This is a genomic window from Lelliottia sp. 7254-16 (genome assembly GCF_002922995.1).
GTDB lineage: Bacteria > Pseudomonadota > Gammaproteobacteria > Enterobacterales > Enterobacteriaceae > Enterobacter > Enterobacter jeotgali.
Map to the genome: position 1 here is coordinate 1 of NZ_PQVS01000020.1, position 12603 is coordinate 12603.

11 protein-coding genes and 1 pseudogene are annotated in these 12603 nt (G+C 54.9%); 9 read left to right on the forward strand and 3 right to left on the reverse strand.

What is annotated here, in order from left to right:
* Positions 1–128, reverse strand: a pseudogene (locus C3708_RS20580) (IS481 family transposase); the annotation flags it as partial.
* Positions 129–345: 217 nt separating this feature from the next.
* Between C3708_RS20580 and malZ the strand changes: the two are divergent.
* The 4 genes from malZ (at position 346) to C3708_RS20600 (ending at position 5493) form a co-directional block, all read left to right on the forward strand.
* On the forward strand, positions 346–2163 hold the full coding sequence (gene malZ, locus C3708_RS20585; RefSeq protein ID WP_103950102.1) for a maltodextrin glucosidase: 1818 nt from the start codon (positions 346–348) through the stop codon (positions 2161–2163).
* A 200-nt stretch (positions 2164–2363) separates the two neighbouring features.
* Complete coding sequence (locus tag C3708_RS20590) at positions 2364–3005, forward strand: hydrolase (RefSeq protein WP_095280967.1); 642 nt, start codon at positions 2364–2366, stop codon at positions 3003–3005.
* Positions 3006–3058: 53 nt separating this feature from the next.
* Positions 3059–3604, forward strand: a complete 546-nt coding sequence (locus C3708_RS20595) for an antibiotic biosynthesis monooxygenase (protein ID WP_103947630.1) — start codon at positions 3059–3061, stop codon at positions 3602–3604.
* A gap of 20 nt (positions 3605–3624) precedes the next feature.
* Complete coding sequence (locus tag C3708_RS20600) at positions 3625–5493, forward strand: amidohydrolase (RefSeq protein ID WP_103950103.1); 1869 nt, start codon at positions 3625–3627, stop codon at positions 5491–5493.
* 161 nt (positions 5494–5654) lie between these two features.
* On the opposite strand, the gene C3708_RS20605 is transcribed toward C3708_RS20600, so the two are convergent.
* Both C3708_RS20605 and acpH read right to left on the reverse strand, forming a co-directional pair.
* Complete coding sequence (locus tag C3708_RS20605) at positions 5655–6257, reverse strand: peroxiredoxin (RefSeq protein WP_012016277.1); 603 nt, start codon at positions 6255–6257, stop codon at positions 5655–5657.
* Between the two features lie 127 nt (positions 6258–6384).
* Positions 6385–6966, reverse strand: a complete 582-nt coding sequence (acpH, locus tag C3708_RS20610) for an ACP phosphodiesterase (protein ID WP_095280970.1) — start codon at positions 6964–6966, stop codon at positions 6385–6387.
* A gap of 91 nt (positions 6967–7057) precedes the next feature.
* On the opposite strand from acpH, the gene queA reads away from it, so the two are divergent.
* The 5 genes from queA to secF are packed head-to-tail and all read left to right on the forward strand — an operon-like array spanning position 7058 to position 12520.
* Positions 7058–8128, forward strand: coding sequence for a tRNA preQ1(34) S-adenosylmethionine ribosyltransferase-isomerase QueA (gene queA, locus C3708_RS20615; RefSeq protein WP_103947628.1), 1071 nt, complete (start codon positions 7058–7060; stop codon positions 8126–8128).
* Between the two features lie 54 nt (positions 8129–8182).
* On the forward strand, positions 8183–9310 hold the full coding sequence (gene tgt / locus C3708_RS20620) for a tRNA guanosine(34) transglycosylase Tgt (protein ID WP_095280972.1): 1128 nt from the start codon (positions 8183–8185) through the stop codon (positions 9308–9310).
* A gap of 21 nt (positions 9311–9331) precedes the next feature.
* Complete coding sequence (gene yajC, locus C3708_RS20625) at positions 9332–9664, forward strand: preprotein translocase subunit YajC (RefSeq protein ID WP_095280973.1); 333 nt, start codon at positions 9332–9334, stop codon at positions 9662–9664.
* Between the two features lie 26 nt (positions 9665–9690).
* Positions 9691–11538 carry a protein translocase subunit SecD gene (gene secD / locus C3708_RS20630; RefSeq protein ID WP_095280974.1) on the forward strand — a complete coding sequence of 616 codons (1848 nt, stop codon included), beginning with the start codon at positions 9691–9693 and terminating at the stop codon, positions 11536–11538.
* Positions 11539–11548: 10 nt separating this feature from the next.
* The gene (secF, locus tag C3708_RS20635; protein ID WP_095280975.1) at positions 11549–12520 is read left to right on the forward strand and encodes a protein translocase subunit SecF; all 972 of its coding nucleotides are present in this window, start codon (positions 11549–11551) and stop codon (positions 12518–12520) included.
* The last annotated feature ends 83 nt before the right edge of the window (positions 12521–12603 follow it).

Here is a 12603-nt window from a genome sequence, read left to right on the forward strand (position 1 = left end):
GTAGCGGGCGAAATGCCGTAGTGACGGCAAAGAGAACGGATGTTCGCCCCGTCTTGCGAGGCGAACAGAACAAACTCGGTACGTAATGACATGGTATCTCTCGCATCCCAGGGCATAAGCGACTCCAAAAACGGGTTCGTATGCCTTAGTTGTAAGTGTCTACCATGTCCCCGAACAAGTGTTCATGATGTCCCCGGACCGTACAGGGAGAGGGTCAGGGTGAGGGCATCGGGCTGCACCGATCCCTCCTCCCTCCACCTCATCCCCCAATAAACCTTTTCATGATGAGTTATCCTCCACTACGCTGTGGCAAGGTGGCCTCAATTTCATCAAAGGGGATTCGTGATGTTGAACGCCTGGCACCTTCCGGTTGCCCCATTTGTTAAGCAAAACAAAGATAATTTAGTGATTACGCTCTGGCTGACAGGAGAAAATCAGCCGGAGCGCGTCATGCTGCGCGCCGAAGTCGATAACGAAGAGACGGCGCTGACGATGCACAAACTGCGCAGTCAGCCGCAGCCTGGCGTCACCGCCTGGCGGGCGACTATCGATCTGTCTCAGGGGCAGGCGCGTCGACGTTACAGCTTTAAGCTGCTGTGGAATAACCGCCAGCTGTGGTTTACCCCGCAGGGCTTTAGCCGTTTTCCTCCTGCGCGGCTCGAGCAGTTTGCCGTCGATTATCCGGACCACGGCCCGCAGTGGGTCAACGATCAGGTCTTCTATCAGATCTTCCCCGATCGCTTTGCCCGAAGCCAGCAGCGCACGACGCAGCAGGATCAGGTTTATTACCACCATGCGGCAGGCCACGACATTATCCGTAAAACCTGGGACGAACCGCTGACGGCGCAGGCGGGCGGCTCGACGTTTTACGGCGGCGATCTCGATGGGATCAGCGAAAAACTGCCGTACCTGAAAAAGCTGGGTGTGACGGCGCTGTACCTGAATCCGGTGTTTAAGGCCCCGAGCGTACACAAATACGATACCGAAGATTATCGCCATGTCGACGGGCAGTTTGGCGGCGATGAGGCCTTGCTGCGTCTGCGGGAAAACACCCGCCGCGAGGGGATGCGCCTGATCCTCGACGGCGTGTTTAACCACAGCGGGGATTCTCACGCCTGGTTTGATCGTCATAACCGCGCCACTGGTGGGGCCTGTCACAACCCGGAATCCGCCCAGCGCGACTGGTACAGTTTTAACGAAGAGGGCCGGGCGCTCGACTGGTTGGGTTATCCCAGCCTGCCGAAACTCGACTTTCAGTCGCCGACTCTGGTGGAGGAGATTTACGGCGGGGAAGACAGCATCGTTCGCCACTGGCTGAAAGCGCCGTGGAACATGGACGGCTGGCGGCTCGACGTGGTGCATATGCTCGGTGAAGCGGGTGGCGCGCGAAACAATCTTCAGCACGTGACTGGCATCACTCAGGCAGCAAAAGCTGCAAAGCCCGACGCCTTTGTGTTCGGCGAGCATTTTGGCGATGCGCGTCAATGGCTTCAGGCCGATGCAGAAGATGCCTCGATGAACTATCGCGGGTTTACCTTCCCAGTGTGGGGCTTCCTCGCCAATACCGATATCTCTTACGATCCGCAGCACATCGATGCGGAAACCTGCATGGCGTGGATGGACAACTATCGCGCCAGCCTGTCGCATCAGCAGCAGCTGCGGATGTTTAACCAGCTCGACAGCCACGATACCGCGCGCTTTAAATCCCTGTTGGGCAAAGACGTGGCGCGCTTGCCGCTGGCCGTCACCTGGCTCTTTACCTGGCCGGGCGTGCCGTGCATTTATTACGGCGACGAAGTGGGGCTGGACGGCAACAACGATCCGTTCTGCCGCAAGACTTTCCCGTGGGAGAGCGAGAAGCAGGACAAAAACCTGCTGGCGCTGTATCAACGTCTGGCGAAATTGCGTAAGCATAATCAGGCGCTGCGCTACGGTGGTTGTCAGGTGGTCTATGCGCACAATCATGTGGTGGTGTTTGCCCGCGTCTATAACCAGCAGCGCGTGCTGGTGGCGATCAACCGTGGCGAAGCCTGTGAAGTGGTGCTCGATGATTCCCCACTGCTCAATCTCCAGACCTGGCAGTTGAAAGAGGGTAAAGGCGATATACAGGAAGGCGTGCTGTCGCTACCTGCGATTTCCGCCTCTATCTGGTTCGGTAATTAACGCTTTTCTGCAACGGGCATTTGCCGCTCGTTGCAGAATATTCCCGCATGTTGTTCTGTTTAATTAAACAGAGCGGACAAATATCTTTAATATCCCGTCAATCAATACTCGCTATACTCAATTTGCTTTATCAGTCAGGGCCCGACCTCATATAGCATACATTTAGTTTTCTTTTAACATCTTGATTAAAAGGTACATTTATGTCTATCCGCGAACTGATTGACCCATCAAACTCGACGCTTATTTTTATAGACCACCAGCCGCAAATGTCTTTTGGCGTGGCGAATATTGACCGCCAACTCCTTAAGAATAATACGGTTGCGTTGGCGAAAGCGGGCAAAATATTTGATGTGCCGGTTATCTATACCTCGGTCGAAACAAAAAGTTTTAGCGGTTATATCTGGCCGGAATTACTGGCGGTTCACCCGGATGTGAAGCCGATTGAACGCACCTCGATGAACTCCTGGGAAGATGATGCGTTTGTTGCGGCGGTTAAAGCAACGGGCCGCAAAAAACTCATCATCTCGGCCCTGTGGACCGAAGTGTGCCTGACCTTCCCGGCGCTGATGGCGCTGGACGAAGGGTTCGAAGTCTACGTGGTGACCGACACCTCCGGCGGCACTTCTGTGGATGCCCACGAACGCTCCATCGACCGCATGGTGCAGGCTGGTGCGGTTCCGGTGACCTGGCAGCAGGTGCTGCTGGAGTACCAGCGCGACTGGTCTCGCAAAGAGACTTACGACGCGGTGATGGATCTGGTGCGTGAGCACAGCGGCGCTTACGGGATGGGCGTCGATTATGCCTATACCCTGGTTCACGGCGCGCCTGAGCGTAAAGCCTAACCCTCCCGGCGGGTCGATTTGACCCGCCATTTTCATCAGACCTGGACATCCTCATGGCGCAAAATTCACATGTGACGCTGGTGATCACCCATACCTTGCTGGCAGGACAGGCGGCGCGCTACGAACAGTGGCTCGGCAAAATCATGCCCGTTGCCGCGGAATTCCCCGGACATCTTGGCGCGAATGTCATTCGCCCGACAGAAGGACAGAATCTGTGGACGGTCATCATTCGCTTCGACACCATCGAGCATTTATACGCCTGGACGCAGTCCGACACGCGTTCGGTACTGGTGAAGGAAATTGAACCGCTGCTAGCCGAAGGGGATAAAACGGAAGTGCGCACCGAGGCCGCGTTCTGGTTTACGCCGCCGGAAACGCACGTGCGTAAACCCAAGCAGTGGAAACAGTTTCTGGTCACGCTGATGGTTATTTTCCCCAGCACGCTTGTGGTGCCGCAACTCACCGGGGCGTTACTTCCAGGCCTGAAAGGGTCTCTTTTCCTGCATTTGATTAACGATGCTTGTGTGGTCGCGCTGGTGGTCTGGCTGTGGATGCCCATCGTGACCCGCCTGTTCGCCGGGTGGCTGAAAAAAGCCTGACCGGCTCAAAGGAGTACGTTATGTCTCAAACTGCCACACTGATCTTAACCAAAGGTCAGATCCACACCCTGGATCGTGAAAATCCGCTTGCCGAAGCGGTGGCTATTGCCAACGGCAAGATCCTCGCCACCGGCAATCACGATCGGGTGATGAGTTATGCCACTGAAGGCACGCAAATTGTCGATCTGAAAGGGAGCACGGTGATTCCTGGACTCAACGATTCGCACCTGCACCTGATTCGTGGTGGGCTGAATTACAACCTCGAACTACGCTGGGAAGGCGTGCCATCCCTTGCCGATGCCCTGCGGATGCTCAAAGAGCAGGCCGATCGCACCCCGACACCGCAGTGGGTACGCGTGGTCGGCGGCTGGAGTGAATTTCAGTTTGCCGAACGGCGGATGCCTACGATTCAGGAGCTGAACGACGCCGCGCCAGACACGCCGGTGTTTGTGCTGCATCTCTACGATCGCGCGCTGCTCAACCGCGCGGCGCTGAAAGCCGTCGGCTACACCAAAGAGACGCCGAACCCGCCGGGCGGTGAGATCGTGCGGGACAACAACGGCAACCCGACCGGGATGCTGATCGCCAAACCGAACGCGATGATCCTCTATTCGACGCTGGCGAAAGGGCCGAAACTGCCGCTGGAACAACAGGTAAACTCGACTCGCCAGTTTATGCGTGAACTCAATCGTTTAGGATTAACCAGTGCGATTGATGCGGGCGGCGGTTTCCAGAATTACCCGGAAGATTACGAAATCATCGAAGAGCTGCATGCCAAAGAGCAGATGACGATCCGCATCGCCTATAACCTCTTTACCCAGCGTCCGAAGCAGGAGCTGGAAGATTTCGAGCGCTGGACCGATATGCTCAAACCGGGGCAGGGGACTGACTTCTATCGCGCCAACGGGGCGGGTGAAATGCTGGTCTTCTCGGCGGCGGATTTTGAAGACTTCCTCCAGCCGCGCCCGGATCTGCCGGAAGGGATGGAAGACGAGCTGGAACGCGTGGTGCGTCATCTGGTGGAGCAGCGCTGGCCGTTCCGTCTGCATGCGACGTACGACGAGTCCATCAGCCGTATGCTGGACGTGTTCGAGAAAGTGAACCGCGATATTCCGTTTAACGGCCTGCACTGGTTCTTCGATCACGCAGAAACCATTACTGAGCGCAACATCGAACGCGTCAAAGCGCTGGGTGGTGGCATCGCGGTGCAGCATCGCATGGCGTTCCAGGGTGAGTATTTTGTCGATCGTTACGGTAAAGAGGCGGTGAAACACACGCCGCCGGTGGCGAAAATGCTGGAGCTGGATGTGCCGGTAGGTTTAGGCACCGATGCCACTCGTGTGGCGAGCTACAATCCGTGGACCGCGCTGTACTGGCTGGTTTCCGGTCGCACTGTTGGCGGATTGTCGATGTATGACGACAGCAACCGCCTGCCACGTGATATCGCACTGGAACTGTGGACGGCGGGCAGCGCGTGGTTCTCCAGCGAGCAGGGCAAGAAAGGACGCATCGTCGAAGGGCAGCTCGCGGATCTGGTGGTGTTGTCGAAAGATTACTTCAGCGTGGCGGAAGAGGAGATCAAAGGCATTGAGTCGGTGTTGACGGTGGTGGGCGGGAAAGTGGTGTACGCCGCCGGGCAGTTTAGCCCGCTGTCGCCGCCGCCGATCCCTGTTCTGCCCGAGTGGTCACCGGTGGTGAAGGTGCCGGGGCATTATCGCTCTGCGCCGCCGGTTGCCTCAAATGTCGGTGCTGTAGTGCAGATGCATCAGTGCATCGGTAGCTGCGGTGTGCATGGGCATCAGCACGGCATTGCTCGCCAGTCTGGCATTCCGGTGTCGGACGACCAGGCGTTCTGGGGCGTACTGGGGTGTTCGTGTTTCGCGTTTTAGTGTGACAATTTACGGTTTTGTAGGCCGGATAAGGCGAAGCCGCCACCCGGCGCAAGGGCGGGATTGGTGCGGCCTGGTGCCCTCACCCCAACCCTCTCCCACGGGGAGAGGGAGAAACAAAAAAGGCTCGCATTTGCGAGCCTTTTATCATCCGTTGCCGATTACAGGCTGGATACGTTCTCAGACAGGTATTTAGCCACGCCGTCCGGAGACGCGTTCATGCCTTCTTTCCCTTTTTCCCACTGAGCCGGGCACACTTCGCCGTGCTCTTCGTGGAATTGCAGCGCGTCAACCATGCGCAGCATTTCGTCAACGTTACGGCCCAGTGGCAGATCGTTTACTACCTGGTGACGCACAATGCCGTTCGCGTCGATCAGGAAGGAGCCGCGCAGTGCCACGCCAGCGTCTGGGTGTTCGATACCGTATGCCTGCTGGATTTCACGTTTGATGTCCGCAACCATTGCGTATTTCACTGCACCGATGCCGCCTTTGTCGACAGGGGTGTTACGCCATGCGTTGTGTACAAATTCGGAGTCGAAGGAAACACCGACAACTTCAACGCCACGTTTCTGGAATTCTTCGTAACGTTTGTCGAATGCGATCAGTTCTGATGGGCAAACGAAGGTGAAGTCCATTGGCCAGAAGAACAGAACGGTAGCTTTACCGTTGGTGTGCTGTTTGAAGTTGAAGTTCTCAACGATTTCACCGTTACCGAGAACGGCAGCAGCTGTAAAATCCGGAGCCGGACGAGTGACCAGAACCATGTGATTCTCCTGTAGTTACTGAGGTTATTTGGAACGCAACGCGGGCCAGTATAGAGAGTGTTCAGGGTTAAGACAAAGAGGCACGGGCAATCGTTCAGCCAGTTTTTACCTATCAATCACACTTCTATTAAAGTTGTTTGTTTTTCGCCTGCGCCATCATACGCGGATAGAACTGCCAGAAGCGAGCTTCCAGTGCATCATAATGGGTATCCAGATCCTGCCAGGAGTCGCGCAGGGCATCGAGTCGCGGACGACGACTGGCCATGCCGTTCAGCACCCGCTGGATAAACTCCATATCGCGATAGCGCTCAAGCCAGCGTTCAGACCACAGATAATCATTCAGATTCACAAAGCGCGGCGGCGACTCCGGCAAAATTAACGCTACCTGCGAATGGGCATAGCGGACAAATTCAGGTAGTGGCATGTCTGGCGACAGTTGCGCCCAATGGCGAGACAGAAAGTGATCCCACATCACATCCAGCGTAATGGGTGCGACGCGCCGCGTTTCGGGACGAAACCACGCTTTGGCTTCTTTCACTTCCGGTAGGTTATCGGTCAATACATCAATGCGACGATGCATGAAAATACCGTCCACCACCTCGGCAGAATAGTCGTCTGCCGGGTTGCCGCGAACAAAATCGGCCAGCAAATTACCGGAAAGTGAGCTGTCAGCGAGGTGGGCGAGGTGCAGGTGAGCGAGAAAATTCATGCGTTTTGGTATCCGGATACGGCTAGTTGTTGCAGCAAAGAGGTGTGAGCACTAGACTAAGCCGCCTGTTTTTAAGTCACGAGTATAAGTCATGCGCGTCGCCGATTTCTCCTTTGAATTACCTGAATCCCTGATTGCCCACTATCCGCAGCCGGAGCGCAGTGGTTGCCGCTTGCTGTCACTGGACGGGCCAACGGGCGCGCTGACGCACGGTACTTTCACCGATTTGCTCGACAAGCTCAACCCTGGCGATCTGCTGGTCTTTAACAATACCCGCGTGATCCCGGCGCGCCTGTTTGGCCGTAAAGCCAGCGGCGGCAAGATTGAAGTGCTGGTTGAGCGCATGCTCGATGACAAACGTATTTTGGCACATATTCGCGCCTCCAAAGCGCCAAAGCCGGGTGCGGAACTGCTGCTGGGCGATGATGAAAGCATCAACGCGACGATGACGGCCCGCCACGGCGCGCTGTTTGAAGTCGAGTTTAATGATGAACGCCCGGTGCTGGATATTCTGAATGCTATCGGCCACATGCCGCTGCCGCCGTATATCGACCGCCCGGATGAAGATGCTGACCGCGAGCTGTATCAGACGGTCTACAGCGAAAAACCAGGCGCTGTCGCGGCACCGACCGCCGGTCTGCACTTTGACGAACCGCTGTTGGAAAAACTGCGTGAGAAAGGCATCGAGATGGCGTTTGTGACGCTGCACGTCGGCGCGGGGACCTTCCAGCCGGTGCGCGTAGACTCTATCGAAGATCACATCATGCACTCCGAATATGCCGAAGTGCCGCAAGAGGTGGTTGACGCAGTACTGGCGGCGAAAGCGCGCAACAGCCGTGTGATTGCCGTCGGCACCACGTCCGTTCGATCGCTTGAGAGCGCAGCGCAGGCGGCAAAAACTGACCTGATCGAGCCCTTCTTCGGTGATACGCAGATCTTCATCTATCCAGGTTATCAATACAAAGTGATTGATGCGCTGGTGACTAACTTCCATCTGCCTGAATCGACTTTGATTATGCTGGTGTCGGCATTTGCCGGTTATCAGAACACTATGAATGCCTATAAGGCTGCGGTAGAACAAAATTATCGCTTTTTTAGTTACGGTGACGCGATGTTTATCACGTACAATCCGTCCGCTATTCAGGAACGCGTTGGGGAATAACTTCCGCTACGCTTGGTTTACACGTCGGACTGTTTTTCTGACGCGGGAGAAAAAATGAAATTTGAACTCGATACCACCGACGGACGCGCTCGCCGTGGCCGCCTGGTGTTTGATCGCGGCGTCGTTGAAACGCCAGCATTTATGCCTGTCGGCACCTACGGCACCGTAAAAGGGATGACGCCGGAAGAAGTTGAAGCCACTGGCGCACAGATTATCCTCGGTAACACCTTCCACCTGTGGCTGCGCCCAGGCCAGGAAGTGATGAAACTGCACGGCGATCTGCATGATTTCATGCAGTGGAAAGGCCCGATCCTCACCGATTCCGGCGGTTTCCAGGTGTTCAGCCTCGGTGATATTCGTAAGATCACCGAACAGGGCGTGCACTTCCGTAACCCAATCAACGGCGATCCGATCTTCCTCGATCCCGAAAAATCCATGGAAATTCAGTACGATCTCGGCTCAGACATCGTGATGATCTTCGACGAATGTACGCCATATCCTGCGGACTGGGATTACGCGAAGCGTTCGATGGAGATGTCATTGCGTTGGGCGAAACGTAGCCGCGACCGTTTTGACGGCCTTGAAAACAAAAATGCACTGTTCGGTATTATTCAGGGCAGCGTTTACGAAGATTTACGTGATATCTCTGTTAAAGGTCTGGTAGAGATAGGTTTTGATGGCTACGCTGTCGGCGGTTTGGCTGTGGGTGAGCCGAAGGAAGACATGCACCGTATTCTGGAGCATGTTTGCCCGCAAATCCCAGAGGATAAACCACGATACCTGATGGGTGTGGGTAAACCAGAGGATCTGGTAGAAGGCGTGCGTCGTGGCATCGATATGTTCGACTGCGTCATGCCGACCCGCAACGCGCGTAACGGCCACCTGTTTGTGACCGATGGTGTGGTGAAAATCCGTAACGCGAAGCATAAAAATGACACCAGCACGCTTGATGCCGAGTGTGATTGCTATACCTGTCGTCATTATTCTCGCGCGTATCTGTATCATCTTGATCGTTGCAATGAGATTTTAGGCGCGCGTCTCAATACCATTCATAACCTTCGTTATTATCAGCGTTTAATGGCTGGTTTACGTAAGGCTATCGAAGAGGGTAAATTAGAGAGCTTCGTGACTGATTTTTACCAACGTCAGGGTCGTGATGTTCCACCTTTGAACGTTGACTAATTTAATAATGAGGGAATTTGAATGAGCTTTTTTATTTCTGATGCGGTAGCAGCAACTGGCGCACCGTCGCAGGGCAGCCCGATGTCTCTGATTCTGATGCTGGTGGTGTTTGGTCTGATCTTCTATTTCATGATCCTGCGTCCACAGCAGAAACGCACCAAAGAACACAAAAACCTGATGAGCTCCATCGCGAAAGGCGATGAAGTGCTGACGAGTGGCGGTCTGGTGGGTCGCGTGACGAAAGTGGCTGAAACCGGCTACATCTCTATCGCGCTGAACGATACCACTGAAGTGGTTATCAAACGTGACTTCGTTGCTGCCGTACTGCCGAAAGGCACGATGAAGGCGCTGTAATCTAACTTTTCCCATAGGGAACTGCCGTGTTAAACCGTTATCCTTTGTGGAAGTACATCATGCTGGTCGTCGTGATTATCGTCGGCCTGCTGTACGCACTTCCCAACCTGTATGGTGAGGATCCGGCCGTTCAAATCACTGGCGCGCGCGGTGTCGCCGCCAGTGAGCAAACGCTGATCCAGGTCCAGAAAACGTTACAAGAAGAAAAAATTACCGCTAAGTCTGTGGCACTGGAAGAGGGCGCAATTCTTGCTCGCTTCGACACCACCGACACGCAGCTCCGCGCACGTGAAGCGCTGATGGGCGTGCTGGGTGACAAATATGTCGTGGCGTTAAACCTTGCTCCTGCAACCCCGCGTTGGTTAGCCTCCATCAATGCAGAGCCGATGAAACTCGGTCTTGATCTGCGTGGCGGCGTTCACTTCCTGATGGAAGTGGATATGGATACCGCGCTCGGCAAGCTGCAGGAACAGAACATTGATAGCCTGCGCAGCGATCTGCGTGAAAAAAGCATTCCTTACACCACCGTGCGTAAGGAAGATAACTACGGTCTGAGCATTACGTTCCGTGACGCCACGGCGCGCGATCAGGCAGTGGATTATCTGACTGCTCGTCACCGCGATCTGGTGATTTCTCGCCAGGGTAGCAATCAGCTGCGTGCGGTCATGACCGATCAACGTCTGAGCGAAGCGCGTGAATATGCGGTTCAGCAGAACATCAACATCCTGCGTAACCGTGTGAACCAACTGGGTGTTGCTGAGCCACTGGTGCAGCGCCAGGGTGCTGACCGTATCGTGGTTGAGCTGCCGGGTATTCAGGATACCGCGCGTGCCAAAGAGATTTTGGGTGCGACGGCAACGCTGGAATTCCGTCTGGTGAACACCAATGTGGATCAATCCGCAGCGGCGTCCGGGCGTGTACCGGGTGATTCCGAAGTGAAACAGACCCGTGAAGGCCAGCCAGTTGTGCTGTACAAACGCGTGATTCTGACCGGTGACCATATCACCGACTCCACTTCCAACCAGGATGAATACAATCAGCCGCAGGTTAACATCTCGCTTGATAGCGCAGGTGGTAACATCATGTCCAACTTCACGAAGGATAACATCGGTAAACCGATGGCGACCCTGTTCGTGGAGTACAAAGACAGCGGTAAAAAAGATGCCAACGGTCGTGCGATTCTGGTGAAAGAGGAAGAGGTGATTAACATCGCCAACATCCAGTCTCGCCTGGGTAACAGCTTCCGTATTACCGGTATCAACAACCCGAACGAAGCGCGTCAGCTCTCTCTGCTGCTGCGTGCCGGTGCGCTGATTGCGCCAATTCAGATTGTTGAAGAACGCACCATTGGTCCTACTCTGGGTATGCAAAACATCACTCAGGGCCTGGAAGCGTGTCTGGCTGGTCTGGCGGTATCCATCATCTTCATGCTGTTCTTCTATAAGAAGTTTGGCCTGATTGCGACCTCCGCGCTGCTGGCAAACCTGGTGTTGATCATCGGGATTATGTCTCTGCTGCCAGGGGCGACGCTGACTATGCCGGGTATTGCGGGTATCGTTCTAACCCTTGCGGTGGCGGTCGACGCCAACGTATTGATAAACGAACGTATCAAAGAAGAACTGAGCAACGGTCGCTCCGTACAACAGGCGATTGATGAAGGCTATAAAGGCGCTTTCAGCTCCATCTTCGATGCGAACGTAACAACACTGATTAAGGTTCTGATCCTGTACGCAGTGGGTACCGGCGCGATCAAAGGCTTTGCTATCACTACCGGTATCGGTGTGGCAACGTCGATGTTTACCGCTATTGTCGGCACCCGTGCCATCGTGAACCTGCTGTATGGCGGCAAGCGCGTCAAAAAGCTGTCTATCTGAGGAGTGCGTTGTGGCACAGGAATATACTGTTGAACAATTGAACCACGGCCGTAAAGTCTGGGACTTTATGCGCTGGGACTACTGGGCCTTCGGCATTTCAGGTTTCCTCCTGATTCTGTCGATTGTCATTATCGGTGTCCGTGGGTTTAACTGGGGTCTGGATTTCACCGGTGGTACGGTGATTGAAATCTCTCTGGAAAAACCGATTGATATGGACCATATGCGCGAATCCCTGCAGAAAGCGGGCTTCGAAGAGCCGCTGCTGCAGAACTTCGGCAGCAGCCGCGACATCATGGTGCGTATGCCTCCGGTTCACGATGCCAATGGCAGCCAGGAGCTGGGCAGCAAAGTTGTTAAGGTCATTAACGACACCACCAGCCAGGAAGCGACGGTTAAGCGTATTGAATTCGTTGGCCCAAGCGTAGGTGCGGATCTGGCTCAAAACGGTGCGATGGCACTGCTGGCGGCGTTGATCTCAATCCTGGTATACGTTGGTTTCCGCTTCGAATGGCGTCTGGCGGCGGGTGTAGTTATCGCCCTGGCGCACGACGTGGTCATTACGATGGGCGTGCTGTCGCTGTTCCACATTGAGGTTGACCTGACTATCGTGGCATCGTTGATGTCGGTTATCGGTTACTCACTGAACGACAGCATCGTGGTCTCTGACCGTATTCGTGAAAACTTCCGTAAGATTCGTCGCGGTACGCCGTACGAAATCTTTAACGTGTCGTTGACCCAAACGTTGCACCGTACGTTGATCACCTCCGGGACAACCTTAATGGTTATCCTGATGCTGTTCCTGTTTGGCGGCCCGGTTCTGGAAGGCTTCTCGCTGACCATGCTGATCGGTGTGTCCATCGGTACAGCGTCCTCTATCTACGTCGCGTCCGCGCTGGCGTTGAAACTGGGCATGAAGCGTGAGCACCTGCTGCAGCAGAAAGTTGAAAAGGAAGGGGCGGATCAGCCGTCCATCCTGCCGTAACGGCAACAGCATTCTGATTACGGAATCCCGGTCGCAAGGCCGGGATTTTTTTATTACAGCTCCAGCCAATTTGGTTACTCTCC